Below are 20,722 nucleotides of genomic sequence, written 5' to 3' on the forward strand. Positions count from 1 at the left end.
CTCGTTCGGTAGACGGAAAGGGGGAGGAATTGCGCCACGCGGTCTGCGGCTTTTCGGCCGGAAACAGCCCATCGTAACAAAGCCTGCCGGGGCTGGCCGCCGCCATCGTCATCCGTGTCCCCGTACCATGGCGTGCGTTGCCGCCCGATCCATCAACCTGAATCATGAATCCCGCCGCACGACGCCACTGCCTGCCGTTGTCCGCCCTGCTGCTGTCGCCACTGGCGGCCATGGCCGAGCCTGCGCCCACCGCCCTGCCCGCCGTGCAGGTGCAGGCGGCGCGGGTGCCGGGTATCGACCCGTTCGCGCTGCCGGCCAGCCAGGACACGGTCTGGATCGACACCGGCCGGGCCGGCAACAGCGTGCAGTTGTCCGAGGCACTGGCCGGGGTGCCGGGACTGCTGGCGCGCGACCGGCAGAACTTCGCCCAGGACACGCAGCTGTCGATCCGAGGCTTCGGCGCGCGCTCGACCTTCGGTGTGCGCGGGGTGCGGGTGTTGATCGACGGGGTGCCCGCGACCATGCCCGATGGCCAGGGCCAGCTGTCGCATGCCAGCCTGCTGGGTGCCGAACGCATCGAGGTGCTGCGCGGGCCGTTCTCGGCGCTGTACGGCAACTCCTCCGGCGGCGTGCTGCAGGTGTGGAGCGCGCAGGGCCAGGCTGGCGACCCGTGGCGGTTGCGCCTCAACTCAGGTGCCGACAACACGCTCAGCGTCGGCACGCAGCTGAAGGGAGCCAGCCACGGGCTGGACTACAACATCGCCGCCAATCACTTCCGCACCGATGGCTGGCGCGAACACAGCCGCGCGCGCCGCGAATCGCTCACTGCGCGCATTGGCGGCGATCTGGGCGGTGGGCGACTGGAGCTGCTGCTCAACGCGCTGGATGCGCCGGACGCACAGGATCCACTGGGCCTGACCCGCGCGCAGGTCGCTGCGGATCCACGCCAGGCTACTGCGGTGGCGCACCAGTACAACACCCGCAAATCGGTGCGCCAGCAGCAGGCTGGGTTGCGTTGGACCCGCGAAACCGACACCCAACGCTGGCAGCTGATGGGCTATGCCGGGCAGCGTGAGGTCACCCAGTACCTGCCGATTCCGCCGACCGCGCAGGCCAACCCGTTGCATGCGGGCGGCGTGATCGATCTGGACGCGGGCTATGGCGGGCTGGACGCGCGCTGGGGCTGGCACGGCGATCTCGCCGGCCGCCCGTTGGATCTGGTGGCCGGGCTCAGCGCCGACCGCCAGCGCCAGCACCGTACCGGCTACGAGAACTTCATCGGCAGCACCCTGGGCGTGCGTGGGCGCCTGCGCCGCGACCAGATCGACACCGTGCAGAACGTCGACCAGTTCGCCCAGGCCTGGTGGCAGTGGAGCCCGCGCTGGTCGCTGCTGGCCGGGCTGCGCCACAGCGCGGTGCGTTTCGAATCCGATGACCGCTACGTCACCGGGCGCAATCCGGACGACAGCGGCCGCCGCCGCTACCAAGCAACCACGCCGGTGGCAGGGGTCAGCTTCGAGGCCAGCCCGCAGTGGCGGCTTCACGCCGCCCTGGGGCGGGGCTTCGAGACGCCTACCTTCAACGAGCTGGGTTATCGCGCCGACGGCCAGGCGGGATTGGCGCTGGATCTGGCGGCCGCGCGCAGCCGCAATCTGGAGATTGGCAGCAAGTGGCGCGCACAGGATGGAACCCAGCTCGATATCAGCCTGTTCCGCGCAGATACCGACGATGAGCTGGCAGTTGCCAGCAATATCGGAGGACGCAGCACCTATCGCAACATCGGCCGCACCCGTCGCCAGGGCGTGGAGCTGCAGTACCGACAGCCGCTGGCCGAACAGCTGGAACTGCAGCTGGCCTGGACCTGGCTGCAGGCGCAGGTGCGCTCGCCGTACCTGACCTCGAACACCGGCGTCGCCGTGGGTAGCCGTCTGCCCGGCGTGCCACGCCAGCAGGCCTTCGCCCGCCTGCAGTGGAGCCCCGCCGACTGGCAGTGGGCGCTGGAGGCCTCGGCCAGCACCGATACCGTGGTCAATGACGTGGCTACGGCGCGCGCACCCGGTTTCGCTCTGCTGCACCTGGAAGGCGGGCGCCGATGGACCCTGCCGGGCGGTGAGCTGCGTGCCTTCGCGCGGTTGGAGAACGTGCTGGACCAGGCCTACATCGGCTCGGTGATCGTCAACGATGGCAACGGCCGCTTCTACGAGCCGGGACCGGGCCGACGGGCCAGCCTCGGGCTGCAGTGGTCGTGGCGATGAAGTGGTAGTGCCGGCTGGCCGGCATGGCGCTGTGCAGGACGTCAGGAGGTTGCTGGCCAGCGGCCGACACTACCGGTCAATCGGGGGCCTTGGCCGGTACAAACGGCGAGGTCGGGTCGCTGGCCGGGAAGGTCTCCTCCAGCGCCTCGTCCTGGTTGTCGCTGGCATGCTGCTTGCGCTCGCGGCGCTTGAGCGGGCTTTCCTGGCCCCCACGATGGCGGTCGCCGCCGTCCTTGCGGTCCTGTGCGGCCTGTTCAGACTCGTGCTTCACCGGCAGATGCGCGCCACCGTGTTCGGCGTCAAAGAACGGTGCGCCGGTGCCGCGGTAGTCGGCGTTGTCGGCATCGCGCTTACCGCGCTGCTCGCCGGGAATGGGCGGGTGGTTTTCCCGCAGCGGGTCACGGGAGGTCTCTCGGCTCATGATCTGGCTACCTGCGCTCGGGGGCTCCCACTACACCCCTCACAAGGTAAAGCCGCCGCGAACCTGGCGTCATGAACATCTCGCTCACCCCCCGGTAACGGGATCGCGCGTATTCCTGCCCACCCGCCCCCGCTGCAGGAGCCGGCCATGCCCCGTCTTGAACGACCCGCACCGTCCGTGTTCAACGCCCTGCTCGATCCGCTCGGCCAGCGTACAGCTCAGCGCCGCACGCGTCGCCATGAGGACCCGCAGGCGGTGGCGCAGGACTACCTGCAGTACATGCTGAGCGATTACGATGAGCGCCGTGGCCAGAGCCATCGCAATTGGCGTGACCTCTGCCCGGTCTACGCCTTCGCGCTGACCACGCATGCCGCCGACTGGCCGCGCGGTGACGCCGCCGATACCTGCGAGGAGCTGGCCGAGCACTGGGAACAGATGCGTGGGCACTCGCGCTTGAGCTGGTCGCAGGCGCGGCCGGTGGTGGAAGATGCGTGGCGCGCACTGGACCATATCCCGGCGGCAGCGGTGAGGCCGTTGCTGCAGTAGCGCAGGGGTTCTGCGTACACGCTCAGGTGTGCTTTGGTTGCCGGCCAGCGGCCGGCACTACCGTGTTCCGTAGAGCCCACGTGCACGGCACGGACACGGCTGGTTTACGCCCTCCGGCCCACGCTGGGCCCCCTGCCCCGCCAAAGGTGCACCCATGGCTCGCCCGATCTGGACCGGCACGCTGTCGTTTGGCCTGCTCAACGTGCCGGTGTCGCTGATGTCCGGCGAACGCAAGGTCGATCTGCAGTTCCGCATGCTCGACTCCCGTGACCGCAAGCCGATCCGCTTCGAGCGGGTCAACGCCGATACCGGCGAGGAGGTGCCGTGGAAGGACATCGTCAAAGCCTACGAGTACGACAAGGGCAGCTACGTCGTGCTGGAGGAAGGCGATATCCGCTCGGCGGCGCCGGAAAGCCACGAAGCGGTGGAAGTGGAATCGTTCGTGGATGCGGCGCAGATCGACCCACGCTACTACGAGAAACCGTATCTGCTGGTACCCGGCAAGAAGGCCGAAAAGGGCTATGTGCTGCTGCGCGAAACGCTGCGCAGTACCGGCAAGGTGGGCATCGCGCGGGTGGTGGTGCGCACGCGCGAGTACCTGTGCGCGGTAATGCCGCAGCAGGACGCGCTGGTGCTGATGATCCTGCGCTATCCGCAGGAGCTGGTGGATCCCGAGGACTACAAGCTGCCCACCGGAAAACTGTCCGACTATCGCATCACCAGCAAGGAAACGGCGATGGCCGAACAGCTGATCGAGTCAATGGCCGGTGACTGGGATCCCTCGCAGTATCACGATGAGTTCCGCGAGCGTCTGCAGCTGGTATTGAACAAGCGCATCAAATCCAAGGGCGGCACTACCCGGGTGGAAGACGAGCCCGCACCGCGCGAAGATGCCACCACCAATGTGGTGGATTTCATGGCGTTGCTGCAGAAGAGCCTGGACGCGAACAAGCGCACGCCGGCGAAGAAGACGGCAACGCGCAAGGCACCGGCGAAGAAGGTGGCAAAGAAGGCCACCAAAAAGGCCGCAAAGAAGACCACGCGGCGCAAGGCAGGTTGAACCATGTCGCTGCACCAGTACCGGCGCAAGCGCAGACTGGGTGGTGGCGCCGGACAGACGCCGGAGCCTGACGACACGCCCGCACGCGGTGATCCGAAGCGGCGGCCGACCTTCGTCATCCAGCTGCATCATGCAAGCTCGCGTCACTATGACTTCCGCCTGGAAATGGACGGTGTACTGAAGAGCTGGGCCGTGCCGAAGGGGCCTTCGCTGCGCGTCGGTGAGAAGCGGCTGGCCGTGGAAGTGGAAGATCACCCGTTGTCCTACGCCGGCTTCGAGGGAAACATTCCTGAAGGCCACTATGGTGCTGGCCACGTGGATGTCTTCGATCACGGCACCTGGGCCTGTGAAGGTGATCCACTGCAGGCGCTGGCGGCTGGAAAGATCGACTTCGTGCTGCACGGGCAACGCCTGGCCGGTGGCTGGAAGCTGGTGCGTACGGCAATGAAAGGGCGTCATGTGCAGTGGCTGCTGATCAAGCGCGGTGACGAGGAAGCGCGCGATGCCGAAGCGGATGACCTGCTGACGGCACCGATGCCGAAACGAGCGCCTGCGGCGAAGAAGCGTTCCGCAGAGAAGGCGACGCGTGCTGCACCTGCCGCACGCACGACCACACGCAAGGCTGATGCGCGCTGGCATGCGCGCGCGCTGAAACTGGACGGTGCACGCGATACACCCTATCCACGCGTGTTCAAGCCGCAGTTGACCGATCATCGCGACAGCGCGCCGGACGGCGCGCGCTGGCTGCACGAGATCAAGTGGGATGGTTATCGTCTGCTGGCCGATCTGCACGATGGTGAGGTGAAGCTCCGCTCCCGCAACGGCCTGGACTGGACGGCGGATTTTCCCGAGGTCGTGCAGGCCGTGCAGGCGGTGCCGCTGCGCGATGCGCGCCTGGATGGCGAGCTGGTGGTGTTGGACAAGGAAGGACGCAGTGACTTTGCGGCATTGCAGCGGGTGATCGACGGTAGTTCGAAACAACCGCTGCGCTACATCGTGTTCGATCTTCCGGGTGTGGCCGGCGTGGACATCAGTCGGGTGCCGTTGCTGGAACGCAAGGCGCTGCTGAAGGATCTCATCGGGCCAGCGCCCGGCACCCTGGCCTTCAGCGAGCACGTGATCGACCACGGACCGCAGGTATTCGATGCCAGCGGCGAGGCCGGCTTCGAGGGCATCGTCAGCAAGCAGGTGGATGCTCCCTACGTGAACACGCGTGCGCGCAGCTGGGTGAAGGTGAAGCACGAAGACACCGACGAGTTCGTGATTGTCGGCCACACGGCACCCAAGGGTTCCCGGGTGGGATTTGGTTCGCTGCTTCTGGCCACGCCGGACAAGGCTGGCCTGCGCTATGTGGGCCGCGTTGGCACCGGCTTCGACGACGATAGCCTGCGCGCGCTGCTCAAGGCACTGCAGCCGTTGGCAGTGAATGCACCGGTGCTGCAGCTGCCAGCGCATGTGCCGTTCCGTGCCGCCAGCGTGCGCTGGGTGAAACCGGTGACGGTGGCGGAGGTGGCATTCCGTGGCTGGGGCAAGGAAGGCCTGCTGCGCCAGGCCAGTTTCAAGCGGCTGCGCAGCGACAAGCAGAAGGAGGATCTGGGTATGAGCACAGCCGATATCGAAGCCGGAGGCGAGGTCCTGATCACTCATCCAGAGCGGGTGGTGTTTCCAAAGGAGAAGCTGAGCAAGGGCGACGTGGCCGACTACTACCAGCGCATGGCGCGTTGGATCCTGCCCGAACTTGCCGGACGTCCGCTGTCACTGCTCCGGTGCCCGGACGGCGTGGGCAAGGCCTGCTTCTTCCAGAAGCACCACGGTCCCGGCCTGGGCGATGCCGTGCACGCGGTTCCGCTGCAACAGAAGAGCGGCCGCGAGGACTATGTCTATATCGACGATGCACGGGGCCTGTTGCAGCTGGTGCAGATGAACACCCTGGAGCTGCATCCGTGGGGCGCGACCGTGATCGATCCAGAGCATCCGGATCGCCTGGTGTTCGATCTCGATCCCGGCGAAGGCGTGAGCTGGGCACAGGTGAAAGCCGGTGCACGCGATGTGCGTGACCGCCTGCAGCAGGTGGGCCTGAAGAGCTTCGTACGCCTGTCCGGTGGCAAGGGCGTGCACGTGGTGGTGCCGCTGCAGCCCAAGGCAGGCTGGGACGAGGCGAAGGCGTTCTGCGAGGCGTTCGCGCAGGCAATGGCGCTGGAGCAGCCTGATCGCTACGTGGCGACGATGAGCAAGGCCAAGCGCAATGGCGTCATCTTCATCGACTGGTTGCGCAATACGCGGGGGGCCACCAGCGTCTGTTCGTGGTCGCTGCGCGCGCGCGATGGTGCGGGCGTGGCGGTGCCGCTGCGCTGGGAAGAGCTGGCCCGGGTGAGCGCGGCTGACGCGTTTCCGATGGCCAAGGCGCTGGCGCGTGCCAAGCGGCTGAAGGGTGACCCATGGCAGGGCATTGAACGGTTGAAGCAGACGCTGCCGTCGCTGAAGCGGTAGTGCCGGCCGCTGGCCGGCAACTGTAGGATGGCCGAGGTTGCCGGCCAGCGGCCGGCACTACCTGGATGCGCTCAGCGCGGATCGCGCGACGCGCGGCGACCGAACCACCAGCCGGCCAACAGCTGCAGCGGCAGTGACGCCAGCAGCGAAATGACGAACCAGAGTGGGAAATCCGCGCCGGCGGTCCACATCGCGTAACCGCATCCGAGTGCGATCAGCGACCAGATCGAGAAGCCATGCGAACGCGGCCAGCACGGCGCGTAGTAGGTGGCGAAGGAAATGCCGGCAACGCCACCGAGCACGCTGAAGGCCAGGTCCCATCCCAGCTGCACGCTGTTGCTGTCCGGTGACAGGCCCAACAATGGGGGCAGCCAGCTGGCGACGCTGCTGACCAGCGCAAGCGACAGCACGCCGCCGATCAGGGCGACGAGGGACAGGAACAGAGTCTTGAGCAGGCCGGGCATGCGCGCATTGTACGGCTGCGCGAAGTGCCTGGGGATGCCGGCCAGCGGCCGGCCCTACCGATGGATAGGCATGGCCGCCGCGTCCGTGGGAGAGGGGAACGGAGCGACGACGGCCATGCACAGGCGGTCAGGCGGCGAAGTCGAGCACCACGCGGCCTTCGATGGTGCCCGCGTGCATGCGCGCGAACACCTCGTTGATGTTTTCCAGGCGGTCGGTGCTGACCGTGGCCGCGACCTTGCCCTCGGCGGCGAACTGCAGCGATTCCTGCAGGTCCAGCCGGGTGCCGACGATCGAGCCACGCACGGTAATGCCGTTGAGCACCATGCCGAAAATGTCCAGCGGGAAATTGCCGGGTGGCAGGCCATTGAGCGAGACGGTGCCGCCACGGCGGACCATGCCCAGTGCCTGCTCGAACGCCTTCGGCGAAACCGCGGTGACCAGCGCACCGTGCGCGCCGCCGATTTCCTTCTTCAGGAAGGCGGCGGGATCGGTGGTGCGCGCGTTGACAGTGATCTGCGCGCCGAGCTGCCGGGCCAATGCCAGCTTGCTGTCATCCACATCCACCGCAGCCACGTTCAGGCCCATCGCGCGGGCGTACTGCACCGCCATGTGGCCGAGGCCACCAATGCCGGAAATCACCACCCAGTCCCCTGGCTTGGTATCGGTAACCTTCAGGCCCTTGTAGACGGTCACGCCGGCGCACAGCACCGGCGCGATCTCGACGAAGCCCACTTCCTTCGGAAGCAGGCCGACATAGTTGGCATCGGCCAGTGCGTACTCGGCGAAGCCGCCGTTGACCGAGTAGCCGGTATTGCGCTGCGTTTCGCACAGCGTCTCCCAGCCACCCAGGCAGTGCTCGCAATGGCCACACGCCGAGTACAACCAGGGGATGCCGACCCTGTCGCCTTCCTTGACGTGCCCTACCCCGCCTCCCACGGCCACGATGTGCCCCACGCCCTCGTGACCGGGGATGAACGGCGGGTTCGGTTTCACCGGCCAGTCGCCCTCGGCGGCGTGCAGGTCGGTGTGGCAGACGCCACAGGCCTCGATCTTGACCAGTACCTCGCCCGCCCCCGGGCGTGGTACCGAGACTTCCTCGATCACCAGTGGCTTGCCGAACTCGCGCACGACAGCGGCCTTCATGGTCGAATTCATGTTCGGATCTCCGTAGTGCGCTTGCCCACAGAATGACGCCGGCGCGAGGCCGGCGCTTTGATCACGATCAAACCTTTGAAGATTCCTGCAGCAGGTTCAGCCGGCCAGTACCGAAGCCTCGCGGGCCAGGCGCTCGATCGCATCCCAGTCGCGGGTCTGCAGCAGCGCCGGGGTGGTCAGCCACGAACCGCCCACGCACAGCACGTTGGGCAGGTGCAGGAACTGCGGCGCGGTCTGCGCGCTGATGCCGCCGGTCGGGCAGAAGCGCACATCGGCGAACGGGCCATGCCAGGCGGCCAGCAGTGCGGCGCCACCGGCCTGCACTGCCGGGAAGAACTTGAAGGTGTCCTGGCCGTGCTCCAGGCCCAGGATCAGGTCCGAGGCGGTGGCGGCACCGGGCAGGTACGGCAGGTCGGCATCGCGCGCGGCGGCATACAGCGCCGGCGTGGCACCGGGGGAAACGGCAAAACGCGCACCGGCCTGCTTTGCCGCCTGCATCTGTGCGGCGTTGAGCACGGTGCCGGCGCCGATCACGGCATCGGGCACGGCCTCGACCATGGCCTTGATTGCATCCAGTGCCTGCGGCGTGCGCAGCGTCACTTCGATCACCGGCAGGCCACCGCGGAACAGTGCCTGGGCCACTTCGACCGCTTCATTCACATTTTCGGGGGTGTACACCGGAATCACCGGTGCCAGCTTCAACAGCGCGCGCAGGCGCGGATCAGCGCTGGACATGGTCTTGCTCCTTGCCCGACGGGGCATCGCGGATCGCCGCCGGGTCCGGCAGCGCAGCGGCGCATGATGCCACGTGGCTCACGAGGGTGCTGGTGGTGCCCCGCCCTGCCCCCCGCTCAGGCCGGGTCGGCCTGCAGTGCCTGGATGCGACGCTGGTACCAGTCACCACCGAGCGGATCGAACACCGCGGCGCGCTCCATCGGTGCCTCATACACATGCACCGAGATTGCCAGGGCCGCGTCGCTGGCATTGCGCAGGGTGTGGTACTCATGCGGTGGAATCAGGCTGCCAGCACTGCCGCAGCCCCCGCGCAGCGCGGCATGCCGACGGAAGCGGCAGCGCTCGCCGTTGCGCTCCAGCAGTTCATAGCGGGTGATCTCCAGTTCGCCCAACCACACTCCCTCCACACACCACATGGCATCGTGGTCGTGCAGCGGCGTGCCCTGCCCTGGGCCCCAGCTCATGGCAATCACGCTGTAGCCGTGTTCGCGGCTGTGGTAGAGCGGGCGTCGCGCGTAATGATCACCGACCGGACGATGCACGCACTCGGGAAGTTCGATGCGGCTGTCTGCGATGGCGTCCTGCAGTGCCAACTGCAGATCGGCGGTGATGCGCCCGGCATCACCGGAGGTCATCGCCGCGTCGACGGCGGCGATCAACCGATCGCGGCCACGGAACGCCGGAAACGGAGAAGTCTGCAGGTCCATGCCCCGACTGTAGCGGAGCCTGGTTAAGGGAATGTTGGCGTTCGCGCGCGTCGCGCCCGCATTCATGGTGAACACGCGCGGAAGAACGGTTCAGATGCACATCAAGTAGAGCGATCACAATGGAACCTCGCGGAGCAGAAGCGGTCGAACACGACGCGATCCATCTTCGCTGCGACATTCCGCAACTTCGCGCCCCAACGGCGCAAGGCTAGAATTCTCCGACTTACCTGGTTCTATACATGTCAGTGCGAATTATTAGCGATGCCGCGTTGCCGGCATCGAAGGGCAAGGCTGCCACGATCAACGACATCGCACGACTGTCGGGAGTTTCCAAGAAAACGGTTTCAAGAATCATCAACAACTCGCCGCTGGTGCGCAAAGACACCCGCGACAAGGTCGAGGCGTTGATGCGCGAGGTCGGTTACGTGCCCGACCCCCTGGCGCGCGGGCTCGCGTTCCGCCGCTCCTTCCTGATCGGCCTGGTGTATGACGACCCGGGCGCCCAATGCATCGTCGACCTGCAGCAGGGCGCACTGGAAGCGCTGCGCGGCACCGGCTATGAGCTGGTGGTGCATCCCTGCGACAGCCAGTCCGCGGACTGCGCGCAGGGTGTGCGGCGCTTCGTGCAGCAGCAGAAACTGCATGGCGTGATCCTTGGCCCCCGCGCCTCCGAGTCGGTGGCGCTGACTGGAATGCTCGACGAGATCGAATGCCGCTACATCCGCATCAACGCGCATGCCTCTGACGACGAAGCACAGGTGGTGGTCACCCACGATCGCGACGGTGCAGCCGCTGCGGCGGGCTACCTGCTCTCGCTCGGCCACCGCGACATTGCGGTGATTACCGGTCCGGGCGACCGCCGTACCGCACGCGAGCGTACCCATGGTTTCCTTGATCGGCTGGCCCAGGTGGGGCTGACCCTGCCGGGTGAGCGTGTGCTGGAAGCAGGCGATACGTTCGAGTCGGGCGTGCATGCCGCCGAGCGCCTGCTGATGGGCGAAGGACGGCCCAGTGCGATCTTCGCCGGCAACGATGAAATGGCGGCTGGCGTGTACCAGGTGGCGTTGCGTGCGGGCATCGCGGTGCCGCAGCAGTTGTCGATCGTCAGCTACGACGACAGCCCGCTGGCGTCGCGGTTGTGGCCCCCGCTGACCTCGGTGCGCCGCCACGTCTCCGACATCGGCCGCATGGCCGCTGCGATGCTGGTGCAGACCGACGTACCGGATGCGCCGGCTGCGGCCAGTGTGCATCCACAGCTGATGGTGCGCGGTTCCTGCCGGGCGGTGGACGGCTGACTGCCCTGCCCTCGCCTGCACCGCAGCAGCAGTGCAGGCAAGCATCAATGAAAACGGCGCACCGGAGTGCGCCGTTTTCATTGGCAGGTTGCGCGTGCTTACACGTCGCCGCCGTCGGCCCAGCCTTCGCCGCTGCCCTTCTGGAACACGCGGTCATCGTCCTGCACGTCACCCGCCGGCAGATGCGACTGATCGGCCAGCGCGACGTAGATCGGGGTGAAGTCCGGTGACGTTGCCTGCATCAGCTGTTCGAAGCTGTCGATGACGAAGTAGGTCTTCTGGAAGGTGTCGATGCGGTACTTCGTGCGCATGATCCGCTGCAGGTCGAAACCGATGCGGTTGGGCGCGGCCGATTCCAGCGAGTACAGCGATTCGCCCTTCGACGACACGATGCCGGCGCCGTAGATGCGCAGGCCTTCGGGCGTATCGATCAGGCCGAACTCCACCGTGTACCAGTACAGGCGGGTCAGGTTCTGCAGCGCGTCCGGACCGATCGCGTGGGCTTTGACGCCGCCACGGCCATACGCCTCCATGTAGTCGGCGAATACCGGATTCATCAGCAGCGGCACATGGCCGAACAGATCGTGGAACAGGTCCGGCTCGGCGATGTAGTCGATCTGTTCCGGGCGACGGATCCACCAGGTCACCGGAAAACGACGGTTGGCCAGGTGGTCGAAGAAATCCAGCTCCGGCAGCAGGCCTTCGACACCGACCAGGGTCCAGCCGGTGGCGGCACCGAGCACTTCGTTGAGCTGGTCGAAACGCGGAATCATGTGCGCGCTCATGCCCATCTCGTCCTGCGCATCCAGGAATTCCTGGCAGGCGCGGCCGACCAGCAGCTCGCGCTGGCGCTGGTACAGCGTGCTCCAGGTGGCGTGGTCGTCGGCGCTGTAGGTGTCCCACGGCTGCTCGACGAGCGCGGTGGTATACACCGGCACGTAGCCCTTGTCGGTCTGCTGGTGTTCGACGCGGCGGGGCTGGGCGAGGTCCATGGGGCACTCCGGGATGAGATACCCACGATGCTAGGGCAGGGCGCGCGCAACAGGGTTGCAAAAGTTGCGTCGATTGGCCTTGTTGGCGCAATATCCTTGCGTACTCACCATGTTGCGGGGCAACAATGGCCGGAGAAGTCCAGTTCGATCGCACGGATATACGTCTGCTGGCTGAAATCCAGCGGGATGGGCGCGCCACCAACGCCGAGCTGGCAACGCGGGTGAATCTCTCGCCCTCGGCCTGCCTGCGGCGCCTGCAGCGGCTGGAAAGCGAGGGCGTCATCGTCGGCTATGGCGCGCGGCTGGAACCACGGCAGCTGCGCCTGGGCCTGCAGGCCTTCGTGCGCGTGCAGCTGGAAAAGCACGACCAGGCCGCGATCGGGCACTTCGTCGACAGCGTGCAGGCCTGGGATGAAGTGGTGGCCTGCCATGCGCTGACCGGCGACATGGACTACCTGCTGCACGTCTACGTGCGCGACCTGGAGCACTTCTCGCGCTTCCTGCTGGACCGCCTGCTCAATGCCGGTGGCGTGGCCGATGCCAACTCCAGCTTCGTGCTGCGCACGGTGAAGGGCTTCCAGGCACTGCCGCTCTCGCAGCTGGAGCCCTGAGCGACCACCGGGCGAACCCGGTGGCCAGGCATCACGCCGTCAGCATTTGTCCTTGCGGCCCATCAGCTTGCCCAGGCGCGAGGCTTCCTCGCACTTCGGCGCGGCCACCGGCGCCGGTGCCGCCGCGGCGGCGCGCGCGCGCTGCAGCTGCTGGATCTTGGCGCGGATCTGCGGCATCGCCGCCATTGCGGCCTTTTCGCCTTCCAGGATGGCGGTGCCGCGCTGGCTGAAATCGGCAGCGCCGATGTCCAGCACCTTCGGGCGGATGACGATGTCGGCGCGCGCCAGTTCCTGCTCGCCCAGGCGTTGGCCCATGATCGAGATGGACTGGTTGACGATGCCCAGCATATCGGTCGGCGCTTTGCCGCTTGCCTTGCTGGAGATGTCCACGGCGATCACGAAGTCGGCGCCGAGCTGGCGCGCGGCATCCACCGGCACCGGGCTGACCACGCCGCCGTCGATGTAGTTGCGACCGCCGATCTTCACTGGCTCGAACACGCCGGGAATGCTGCTCGACGCGCGCACGGCCTGGCCGACATTACCGCGCACGAAGATCGCGCGTTCGCCGGTTTCCAGCTGGGTGGCGACCGCGGCGAACGGTTTCTTCAGGCGCTCGGCAGGACGGTTGGCGACCTGCTCGTTGACGTAGTCCTGCAGCTTCTGGCCCTGCACCAGGCCGCCGGAGAACAGGCGCACGTCGCGGATGCTGGCTTCGTCCAGCGCGACCGCCTTGCTCTGCATCTGGAACGCGTCCATGCCGCTGGCATACAGCGCGCCAACGACGCTGCCGGCGCTGGTGCCGGACACCACGGCCGGCTCGAAGCCGTTGGCCTCCAGCATCTTGATCACGCCGATGTGGGCGAAGCCCTTGGCTGCGCCACCGCCGAGGGCGATACCGATCTTCACCGGCTTGGCCTGCGGCACCACGGTCGGCGCCGGCGGCGGCGTGGGGCGGACCGGGTCGCCACCGCAGCCGGCCAGCAGGCCGATCAGGGCGACGGACAGCAGCATGCGGGGGCGGAACAGGCTCATCGGCAGTGCGCTCGCGGCGCCGGATTCAGGAAAGGGCGCCAGCATACCGAAGCCGTGGTGGGCCGGGCAGGGTGGGGAGTCTCGCCCATTCAGGAAAGGGGCGTGTAGGTGCCGACCAAGGTCGGCACCCACCGAGATCCTGTGGTCAGAACCGGTTGTCGCCGTCCAGCATCCGGCCCAGGCCGCCCAGCACCGAACCCTCGCCGCGGTTCTGGCCACCGCCCTGTGGCGCGGCCATCCACATGCGGCCGGCCAGGCGCGAGAACGGCAGCGACTGCAGCCAGACCTTGCCGGGACCGGTCAGCGTGGCCAGGAACACGCCTTCGCCACCGAACAGCATGCTCTTGATGCCGGCCACCCGGCGCACGTCCATGTCCACGGTCGGGTGGTAGGCCACCACGCAGCCGGTATCCACATCCAGCCGCTCGCCGGCCGCCAGCTCGCGCTCGACCACGCAGCCACCGGCGTGGATGAACACCCAGCCGTCGCCCTCCAGCTTCTGCATGATGAAACCTTCGCCGCCGAACAGGCCGGTCATGATCTTGCGCTGGAACTGCACGCCGATCTGCACACCGCGCGCGCCGGCCAGGAAGCTGTCCTTCTGGCAGATCAGGCGGCCGCCATGCTGGTCCAGCTTCATTGCCAGCACGGTGCCGGGGTAGGGCGCGGCGAAGGCGACCTTGCCCTTGCCGTGGCCGCCCTGGGTGTAGACGGTGGCGAACAGGCTCTCGCCGGTCAGCACGCGCTTGCCGGCGGCCATCACCTTGCCCATCAAACCGCCGCCCTGGTCGCCGGTGGCGGCACCGAACACCGTGTCCATCTGCACCGTTGCGTCCTTGAACATCAGTGCGCCGGCTTCGGCAATGGCGCTCTCGCCGGGATCAAGCTCGATTTCGACGAACTGCATTTCATGGCCGACGATGCGGAATTCGATGTCGTCGGCACGGCCGCTGGCGGCGGCGGGGACTGGCGGTGGGGTGTTGGGCATGCCCGGGGCCGCGGACTGCAGTTCGGGCACCTCGGCAATCGAGGTCCACCCGCTCATGCCCTGGCACCAGGCCAGGGCGCGCGGGTTGGCCTGCGCATAACGGCGCGCGGCGTCGTCATCAAGCGGGCCGATACGCTCGGCCTGGGCGGAGGCATGGAAGTACCACTGGGTCATCGCGGTGGCTCCGCAGGGTTGGAAAACCCCGAGTCTAGCGAGCGACCCGGCCGCCGGGCGACGCGGCCATGAACGGCCGGCATTTGCGGGGCAGGTGCTGTATTGCAACAATTATCTGGTAGCGCCGTTTTACCACCCCTCCAAACACAGCCTACCGCCATGTCTCCGACCCGCACTTCCCGTGGCCGCCTTCCGGTCGCGCGCCCCCTCGTTGCTGCTCTTTCCGCCCTGCTGCCGCTGGTAGCAGCCGCCCAGGAAACCCCCGCCGCCAAGGATCCGGTTGCCCTCGATGCCCTGCAGGTGACCGCGCAGCGCCGTGTCGAGAACGCCAAGGACGTGCCGGTTGCGATCAGCGCGATCCAGGGCGAGAAGCTCGATGTGCTGGGTTCGGCGGGTGATGACATCCGCTTCCTGGCCGCACGCGTGCCCAGCCTCAACATCGAGTCCTCCTACGGCCGTGCCTTCCCGCGCTTCTACATCCGCGGCCTCGGCAACACCGACTTCGACCTCAACGCTTCGCAGCCGGTGTCGCTGGTGTACGACGACGTGGTGCAGGAAAGCCCGCTGCTGAAGGGCTTCCCGCTGTTCGACCTGGCCAACGTGGAAGTGCTGCGCGGCCCGCAGGGCACGCTGTTCGGCCGCAACACCCCGGCCGGCGTGGTCAAGTTCGATTCGGCGCGCCCGTCGCAGGATGCCGACGGCTACGTGCGCGTGGGCTATGGCAGCTACAACAGCTGGAACGTGCAGGGTGCCTACGGCGGCCCGCTGACCGATCGCTGGTCGGCGCGCGTGTCGGCCATCTACCAGCGCCGTGACGACTGGGTCGACAACACCCGTGCCGGTGCGCCCAACAGCGGCTTCGAAGGCTATGACGAAGCTGCCGGCCGCGTGCAGTTCCTGTACGAAGGCGACGACTTCGAAGCACTGTTCAACCTGCACAAGCGCAAGCTCAACGGCACCGCTCGCCTGTTCCGTGCCAACATCATCGAAAAAGGCGGCAATTCACTGGTCGAGAACTTCGACCGCGACAAGGTCGCCAACGACGGCGTCAACTTCTCCGACCTGAAAACCTGGGGCGGCAGCGCGCGCCTGCAGTGGAACCTCGGCTCGGTGACCCTGCATTCGATCACCGGCTACGAGACCGCCGAATCGCTCAACCGCGGCGACATCGACGGTGGCTACGGCGCGGCGTTCCTGGGTGCGGGCAACTCCGGCCCAGGCCTCATCCCGTTCTCGTCCGAGTCGGCCGACGGCCTGCCGCACCACCGCCAGTGGACCCAGGAATTCCGCGTTGAATCCAACGAATGGGGTCGCTTCGACTGGCAGGCCGGCGTTTTCTACTTCGATGAAGACGTGACCATCAACAACTTCAACTACGACTCGCTGACTCCGGGCAACCCGCAGACCGGCCACGTGGTGCAGAACCAGCGCAACAAGGCGTGGGCGGTGTTCGCCTCGGGTGACTTCGATGTCACCGACCGCTTCAAGCTGCGTGCCGGCGTGCGCTATACGCAGGACAAGAAGGACTTCAGCGCCAGCGTGCTGCAGGCCGTGCCGTTCGGTACCCCGGTCAGTGGCCCGTATCTGGCCAACACCGACGTCAACGACGTCAGCTGGGATGTCAGCGGCGTGTACAAGCTGACCGACAACGTGAATGCCTACGCCCGCGTGGCCAAGGGCTTCCGTGCGCCGTCGATCCAGGGCCGCCTGGCCTTCGCGCCGGGCCTGTCTCAGGCCGATTCGGAGAAGGTGATCTCGTACGAAGCCGGCATCAAGGCCGACCTGTTCGAGCGTCGCGCGCGCCTGGGCTTGAGCGTGTTCCGCTACAACGTCGATGGCCAGCAGCTGATCGCGGTGGGCGGCACCAACAACACCGCCACCCTGCTCAACGCCGACAAGACCATCGGCCAGGGCGTGGAGCTGGACCTGGAAGCCTACCTGGCTGACAACGTCCTGTTGACCTTCGGCAGCAGCTACAACGACACCGAGATCAAGGACAAGGATCTGGCGGTGGCGATCTGCGGCGGTGGCTGCACCATCAACGACCCGACCACCGTCATCAACGGTGGCACCTACGCACTGGTGAACGGCAACCCGCTGCCGCAGGCGCCGAAGTGGATCCACAACGCGACCCTGCGCGTCGGCTTCCCGCTCAGCGATGGCAGCGAGCTGTATGCCTACACCGATTGGGCCTACCGCAGCGCGGTGAACTTCTTCATCTACGAGTCGCCGGAATTCCGCGGCCGTAGTTCGCTGGAAGGCGGCCTGCGCCTGGGCTACAACTGGGATTACGGTCAGTACGATGTGGCGGTGTTCGGCCGCAACCTGACCAACCAGACCCGTGTGGTCGGCGCGATCGACTTCAACAACCTGACCGGCTTCCTCAACGAGCCGCGTACCTGGGGCGTGGAGTTCACCGCGAAGTTCTGATGCGGTCGATCGTGATGCAATGAAGAAGGGCCGGCGCAATGCCGGCCCTTCTGCTGTATGGGGTCAGAGCCCTTTCCTGCGGAAAGGGATCCGACCCCGGATCGCCGCTTACAGCGCGCTCTGCGGGCGCACCTTCAGCACCGCATTCTCGGTAGCGCAGTCGCGGCTGGAGTGCAGGCCGGCCTTGCGCGCGGCAGCGATCTCCTTGCGTGCGGCCAGCAGATCCTTGTTGAACGCGGCGTTGTCGTGCAGGCGGGCCACGGCGGCGGCGCCCATGAAACGGCCTTCCAGGATGTCGCTCTGCCAGTGCACGTTGCACACCAGGCGGCTCTCGCCGTAGTTGCGGCCACGCGCCTGGATGGCATCGGCGCGGTCCGGTGCGATCTCCGACAGGATCAGTGCCCAGGCCCAGCCGATCGAGGTGTGGCCGGACGGGTAGGAGCCGTTCTTGCGCAGGCCTTCCTCGTCCTTCGGCGAGCAGGTCGGCTCACCGTTGACCATGAACGGGCGCGGGCGCTGGTAGTGGTTCTTGGCCGCCTTGGTGGCGGCGCTGGCGTCGATCCGGCTGCGCTCGAGCAGGCGGTACAGCGCCGGGGTCTTCACTGCATCGACGTCGATGTCAGCGGCGCAGGAGAAGTGGTTGGCGCCTTCGGGGAAGCCGAGTTCGGCATCGACGCCGGCCTGGGCGAAGCGCGGGCTGCCACGCAGCGCGCGGGCTTCACGGCTGACCTGTTCGTCCAGCGCGAGGGCGGCCGAACCGGCCACCGGCGGTGCCGGCACCAGGTCGAGGCTGGCCGGAACCGCACTCTTGTCCAGATAGCCCACCGCCTTGGTGGTGATGTTGGCTTCGACGGCGGTCGGCTTGGCGGCGGTGGCGGCACAACCAGCCAGGGCCACGGCAACGGCGAGGCCGAGCAGGGGGCGGGCGGGGTGGGAAATCAGCGACATGGACGGGCTCCGGAGGAAAAACATCGCGTCATGATCGCAGCCCGTATGCGACACCGCAGTGGCCATCGGTCATACGGCCAGACCCGGCATGGTCATCGCAGCAGTATGAAAAACGTCATCGAGTGTTGTCAGTCTCCTGAATCCGGGCGCAGCGCACGGACTTTCACGCGGCCGCGCCGTGAGCATCGGCACAACGGTGATCGAGACGCCGTCCAGTTCCAGCCGGGTCGGGGGGATCCGCTGACAGAGGGAGAGAAGCGATGCGCAGCACCGCAACAGGAAGTACCGTCCTGGCCCTGGTCCTGGGGCTGGCAACCGCCCAAGCGCAAGCCGCCGACGTGGTCGGCGTGGCCTTCGTGCATGGCACCGGCGCGCAGACCAATGCCACCCAGGACTACTGGCAGCCGGCGATCATCGACACCGTGCGCCAGGGCCTGCCGAACAGCAACAACTATGTGGTCATCAACTGCGACTTCACCCAGTACATGTGGAAGCCGGAAGCCGCCGGCTGCCTGGCCAACCAGCTGACCGGCTTCATCGACAGCCGCGGCATCACCCAGCTGGTGGTGATCACCCACTCCAATGGCGGCAACGTGATGCGCTGGATCCTGTCCAATCCGACCTACGACAGCCGCTATCCGAAGATCATCCGCACGGTGCGCAAGGTCAACGCGCTGGCGCCGTCTTCTGCCGGCACACCGCTGGCCGATGCGGTGCTCAACGGCAATACCTTCGAAACCTCGCTGGGCTGGTTGCTGGGTTACAAGAACGACGCGGTGCGCCAGCAACAGGTGGCAAGCATGGCCACCTACAACGCGCAGAACCTCTACGGCACCGCCGGTCGCCCTGCGCTGCCCAAGCCGTTCCGTGCGGTGGTCGGCAGCGACGTGGAGTCGGCCGTGTGGGACAGCAACAGTTACTGCGGTGGCTATGCCGCCAACGTCGGCCTGGAATTCACCCAGAACTGGTTGTCGTCCTGCTCCGATGGCTTCCTGGAGTGCAGCAGCCAGAAGGCTGCCGGCACCACCTGGTTCACCGACAAGGCGCGTACCCAGGGTGCAGAACCGCTCAGCCATAACCAGAGCCGCCGCGAGTGCTTCGGCCTCGGCACCCTTCTGCGCAACGACCTGACCCAGTGAGGGAAACGACCATGACGATCCATTCCACCTTGCTGGCCAGCGCCGTGCTGGCAGTGCTGTCCCTGTCCACAGCGCAGGCCGCACAGCCGCTGCAGGCCGTCCGCGCAGGCGATCAGGTGCCCGCCGCCCTGGTGGCCGCGCCGCTGCCCACCGATGAAAGCGAACACGCGCCGCTGGCCTTTGCCTGGGCCTTGGACCCGACGCAACCGCTGCAGCCGACCACGCCGTATGACTCGGTCAGTCGCAGCTACTGGCAGCAGGTCGATGGCATGCAGTTGCAACGCGGCCTGGACCTGCCGCTGACGGCGCCGGATGCGGTGATCCAGCTGAGCCCGGCCGACGGTGCCCGCGCACTGCCGGCCAACTCCCTGCAGGTGCGCGACCCGGCCGGACGCAGCAGCGTGGCGCGCAGTGTCGATGCGCGCGCGCTGCAGGATGCCGGCATGCCGGTGAGCGATGGCAGCAGCATGCTGCGTACCGGCGCGACCAGTGCAGTCGGTGCGTATACGCTGCAGAGCGCGCAGGCGCAGGGTCGCTATGTGGTGCAGGTACTGGAACCGAACAGCCCGCTGCGGCTGGAGGTGCAGGCCAACCAGGCGCAGGTGCTGGCCGGCGGCAGCGTGCAGCTGCAGGTACGCCTGCTGGAAGACGGTACCTCCGCCGCAGCGTTGGCGTCGCGTCGCGGCAGCCTGGGCGGTGAAGCGTTGCTGGTCGCACCGGATGGCCGCAGCTGGCCGCAACGGCTGCTGCGCACCACCGATGGTGCGCTGCGCGCGCAGGTAAGGATCCCGGCCGATGTCGGAACCGTTCAGGGGCTGTGGGAACTGCAGGTGTTCGCGCAGGCCGACGGTGTGCTGCGCGATGGCAAGGTCGCCTTCGCGGTGGCACGGCCGACTGCCCGCTTCAGTGGACAGGCCGCACCGGACCCGGACACCCGCCGGGTGGCACTGCCCCTGCAGGTGGCTGCAGCCGGTCGCTACGAAGCGCGCGGCACGCTGTACGCCACTGCCCGCGATGGCCAATTGAAGCCGGTTGCACAGGCGCACGCGGCGGCGTGGTTCGATGGCCCGGGCGCAGGCCAGCTGGTGCTGCCGTTCGACCAGGCTGCGTTGCCGGCTGGCTTCGGCGCACCGTACGAGCTGCGCGACCTGCAACTGCAGGACCAGAGCCGGATGGCACCGATTGAATCGCGCGCACTGGCGTTGCGGTTCTGAGGTTGCGTGCAGCGGGCCGGGTTCCGGCCCGCTGCAATGCTCCTAGTAGAGCCGAGCCATGCTCG

General features: G+C 67.1%; 18 protein-coding genes. 9 read left to right on the forward strand and 9 right to left on the reverse strand.

What is annotated here, in order from left to right; genetic code table 11:
• Window positions 1-164: 164 nt before the first annotated feature.
• Window positions 165-2,255: a TonB-dependent receptor family protein gene (locus ACZK2G_RS00340; RefSeq protein ID WP_136640030.1), complete on the forward strand. Its 2,091-nt coding sequence runs from the start codon at window positions 165-167 to the stop codon at window positions 2,253-2,255.
• A 76-nt stretch (window positions 2,256-2,331) separates the two neighbouring features.
• Here the strand turns inward: ACZK2G_RS00340 and ACZK2G_RS00345 are convergent, their stop codons facing one another.
• On the reverse strand, window positions 2,332-2,676 hold the full coding sequence (locus ACZK2G_RS00345) for a hypothetical protein (protein WP_428709484.1): 345 nt from the start codon (window positions 2,674-2,676) through the stop codon (window positions 2,332-2,334).
• Between the two features lie 147 nt (window positions 2,677-2,823).
• Between ACZK2G_RS00345 and ACZK2G_RS00350 the strand changes: the two genes are divergently transcribed.
• From ACZK2G_RS00350 to ligD, 3 genes are all read left to right on the forward strand, one after another.
• Window positions 2,824-3,222 carry a hypothetical protein gene (locus ACZK2G_RS00350; RefSeq protein WP_478474364.1) on the forward strand — a complete coding sequence of 133 codons (399 nt, stop codon included), beginning with the start codon at window positions 2,824-2,826 and terminating at the stop codon, window positions 3,220-3,222.
• A 154-nt stretch (window positions 3,223-3,376) separates the two neighbouring features.
• Complete coding sequence (gene ku, locus ACZK2G_RS00355) at window positions 3,377-4,282, forward strand: non-homologous end joining protein Ku (protein WP_136640057.1); 906 nt, start codon at window positions 3,377-3,379, stop codon at window positions 4,280-4,282.
• Window positions 4,283-4,285: 3 nt separating this feature from the next.
• Window positions 4,286-6,772: a DNA ligase D gene (gene ligD, locus ACZK2G_RS00360; RefSeq protein ID WP_478474366.1), complete on the forward strand. Its 2,487-nt coding sequence runs from the start codon at window positions 4,286-4,288 to the stop codon at window positions 6,770-6,772.
• A 71-nt stretch (window positions 6,773-6,843) separates the two neighbouring features.
• Here the strand turns inward: ligD and ACZK2G_RS00365 are convergent, their stop codons facing one another.
• From ACZK2G_RS00365 to ACZK2G_RS00380, 4 genes are all read right to left on the reverse strand, one after another.
• Window positions 6,844-7,236: a hypothetical protein gene (locus ACZK2G_RS00365; RefSeq protein ID WP_046985038.1), complete on the reverse strand. Its 393-nt coding sequence runs from the start codon at window positions 7,234-7,236 to the stop codon at window positions 6,844-6,846.
• Between the two features lie 127 nt (window positions 7,237-7,363).
• On the reverse strand, window positions 7,364-8,392 hold the full coding sequence (gene adhP, locus ACZK2G_RS00370) for an alcohol dehydrogenase AdhP (RefSeq protein ID WP_046985037.1): 1,029 nt from the start codon (window positions 8,390-8,392) through the stop codon (window positions 7,364-7,366).
• Between the two features lie 96 nt (window positions 8,393-8,488).
• On the reverse strand, window positions 8,489-9,127 hold the full coding sequence (gene eda / locus ACZK2G_RS00375) for a bifunctional 4-hydroxy-2-oxoglutarate aldolase/2-dehydro-3-deoxy-phosphogluconate aldolase (protein ID WP_136640054.1): 639 nt from the start codon (window positions 9,125-9,127) through the stop codon (window positions 8,489-8,491).
• 116 nt (window positions 9,128-9,243) lie between these two features.
• On the reverse strand, window positions 9,244-9,834 hold the full coding sequence (locus ACZK2G_RS00380; RefSeq protein ID WP_046985035.1) for a cysteine dioxygenase family protein: 591 nt from the start codon (window positions 9,832-9,834) through the stop codon (window positions 9,244-9,246).
• Window positions 9,835-10,073: 239 nt separating this feature from the next.
• On the opposite strand from ACZK2G_RS00380, the gene ACZK2G_RS00385 reads away from it, so the two are divergent.
• Window positions 10,074-11,129: a LacI family DNA-binding transcriptional regulator gene (locus ACZK2G_RS00385; protein WP_136640053.1), complete on the forward strand. Its 1,056-nt coding sequence runs from the start codon at window positions 10,074-10,076 to the stop codon at window positions 11,127-11,129.
• A gap of 98 nt (window positions 11,130-11,227) precedes the next feature.
• Here the strand turns inward: ACZK2G_RS00385 and phhA are convergent, their stop codons facing one another.
• The gene (gene phhA / locus ACZK2G_RS00390) at window positions 11,228-12,121 is read right to left on the reverse strand and encodes a phenylalanine 4-monooxygenase (RefSeq protein ID WP_478474368.1); all 894 of its coding nucleotides are present in this window, start codon (window positions 12,119-12,121) and stop codon (window positions 11,228-11,230) included.
• A gap of 125 nt (window positions 12,122-12,246) precedes the next feature.
• Here phhA and ACZK2G_RS00395 point away from each other — a divergent pair, with 125 nt between their 5' ends.
• Entirely contained in the window at window positions 12,247-12,732 is a 486-nt protein-coding gene (locus tag ACZK2G_RS00395) for an Lrp/AsnC family transcriptional regulator (protein WP_046985032.1), read from the forward strand.
• Window positions 12,733-12,771: 39 nt separating this feature from the next.
• On the opposite strand, the gene ACZK2G_RS00400 is transcribed toward ACZK2G_RS00395, so the two are convergent.
• Window positions 12,772-13,764: a patatin-like phospholipase family protein gene (locus ACZK2G_RS00400; RefSeq protein ID WP_019337382.1), complete on the reverse strand. Its 993-nt coding sequence runs from the start codon at window positions 13,762-13,764 to the stop codon at window positions 12,772-12,774.
• A gap of 145 nt (window positions 13,765-13,909) precedes the next feature.
• On the reverse strand, window positions 13,910-14,926 hold the full coding sequence (locus ACZK2G_RS00405) for a TIGR00266 family protein (protein ID WP_136640085.1): 1,017 nt from the start codon (window positions 14,924-14,926) through the stop codon (window positions 13,910-13,912).
• 159 nt (window positions 14,927-15,085) lie between these two features.
• Between ACZK2G_RS00405 and ACZK2G_RS00410 the strand changes: the two genes are divergently transcribed.
• Window positions 15,086-17,356 (forward strand): TonB-dependent receptor, encoded by a 2,271-nt coding sequence (locus ACZK2G_RS00410; RefSeq protein ID WP_046985030.1) that lies wholly within the window; start codon window positions 15,086-15,088, stop codon window positions 17,354-17,356.
• 108 nt (window positions 17,357-17,464) lie between these two features.
• Here ACZK2G_RS00410 and ACZK2G_RS00415 read toward each other — a convergent pair whose 3' ends face one another.
• Window positions 17,465-18,304 (reverse strand): acid phosphatase, encoded by an 840-nt coding sequence (locus tag ACZK2G_RS00415; RefSeq protein ID WP_100442918.1) that lies wholly within the window; start codon window positions 18,302-18,304, stop codon window positions 17,465-17,467.
• A gap of 260 nt (window positions 18,305-18,564) precedes the next feature.
• On the opposite strand from ACZK2G_RS00415, the gene ACZK2G_RS00420 reads away from it, so the two are divergent.
• Window positions 18,565-19,443, forward strand: a complete 879-nt coding sequence (locus ACZK2G_RS00420) for a hypothetical protein (RefSeq protein ID WP_046984687.1) — start codon at window positions 18,565-18,567, stop codon at window positions 19,441-19,443.
• Between the two features lie 11 nt (window positions 19,444-19,454).
• Window positions 19,455-20,657: a DUF4785 domain-containing protein gene (locus ACZK2G_RS00425; protein ID WP_478474370.1), complete on the forward strand. Its 1,203-nt coding sequence runs from the start codon at window positions 19,455-19,457 to the stop codon at window positions 20,655-20,657.
• Window positions 20,658-20,722: the final 65 nt, after the last annotated feature.

This window comes from Stenotrophomonas sp. 107298_Sma, assembly GCF_056480345.1.

What these genes read in the sequence shown, in the direction of transcription:
- ACZK2G_RS00425 (WP_478474370.1), top strand. Translation starts at nt 19,455, where the DNA reads ATGACGATCCATTCCACCTTGCTGGCCAGCGCCGTGCTGGCAGTGCTG.
- eda (WP_136640054.1), bottom strand. Translation starts at nt 9,127, where the DNA reads ATGTCCAGCGCTGATCCGCGCCTGCGCGCGCTGTTGAAGCTGGCACCG.
- ACZK2G_RS00365 (WP_046985038.1), bottom strand. Translation starts at nt 7,236, where the DNA reads ATGCCCGGCCTGCTCAAGACTCTGTTCCTGTCCCTCGTCGCCCTGATC.
- ACZK2G_RS00405 (WP_136640085.1), bottom strand. Translation starts at nt 14,926, where the DNA reads ATGACCCAGTGGTACTTCCATGCCTCCGCCCAGGCCGAGCGTATCGGC.
- ACZK2G_RS00395 (WP_046985032.1), top strand. Translation starts at nt 12,247, where the DNA reads ATGGCCGGAGAAGTCCAGTTCGATCGCACGGATATACGTCTGCTGGCT.
- ACZK2G_RS00400 (WP_019337382.1), bottom strand. Translation starts at nt 13,764, where the DNA reads ATGAGCCTGTTCCGCCCCCGCATGCTGCTGTCCGTCGCCCTGATCGGC.
- phhA (WP_478474368.1), bottom strand. Translation starts at nt 12,121, where the DNA reads ATGGACCTCGCCCAGCCCCGCCGCGTCGAACACCAGCAGACCGACAAG.
- ACZK2G_RS00420 (WP_046984687.1), top strand. Translation starts at nt 18,565, where the DNA reads ATGCGCAGCACCGCAACAGGAAGTACCGTCCTGGCCCTGGTCCTGGGG.
- adhP (WP_046985037.1), bottom strand. Translation starts at nt 8,392, where the DNA reads ATGAATTCGACCATGAAGGCCGCTGTCGTGCGCGAGTTCGGCAAGCCA.
- ku (WP_136640057.1), top strand. Translation starts at nt 3,377, where the DNA reads ATGGCTCGCCCGATCTGGACCGGCACGCTGTCGTTTGGCCTGCTCAAC.
- ACZK2G_RS00350 (WP_478474364.1), top strand. Translation starts at nt 2,824, where the DNA reads ATGCCCCGTCTTGAACGACCCGCACCGTCCGTGTTCAACGCCCTGCTC.
- ligD (WP_478474366.1), top strand. Translation starts at nt 4,286, where the DNA reads ATGTCGCTGCACCAGTACCGGCGCAAGCGCAGACTGGGTGGTGGCGCC.
- ACZK2G_RS00385 (WP_136640053.1), top strand. Translation starts at nt 10,074, where the DNA reads ATGTCAGTGCGAATTATTAGCGATGCCGCGTTGCCGGCATCGAAGGGC.
- ACZK2G_RS00340 (WP_136640030.1), top strand. Translation starts at nt 165, where the DNA reads ATGAATCCCGCCGCACGACGCCACTGCCTGCCGTTGTCCGCCCTGCTG.
- ACZK2G_RS00410 (WP_046985030.1), top strand. Translation starts at nt 15,086, where the DNA reads ATGTCTCCGACCCGCACTTCCCGTGGCCGCCTTCCGGTCGCGCGCCCC.
- ACZK2G_RS00415 (WP_100442918.1), bottom strand. Translation starts at nt 18,304, where the DNA reads ATGTCGCTGATTTCCCACCCCGCCCGCCCCCTGCTCGGCCTCGCCGTT.
- ACZK2G_RS00380 (WP_046985035.1), bottom strand. Translation starts at nt 9,834, where the DNA reads ATGGACCTGCAGACTTCTCCGTTTCCGGCGTTCCGTGGCCGCGATCGG.
- ACZK2G_RS00345 (WP_428709484.1), bottom strand. Translation starts at nt 2,676, where the DNA reads ATGAGCCGAGAGACCTCCCGTGACCCGCTGCGGGAAAACCACCCGCCC.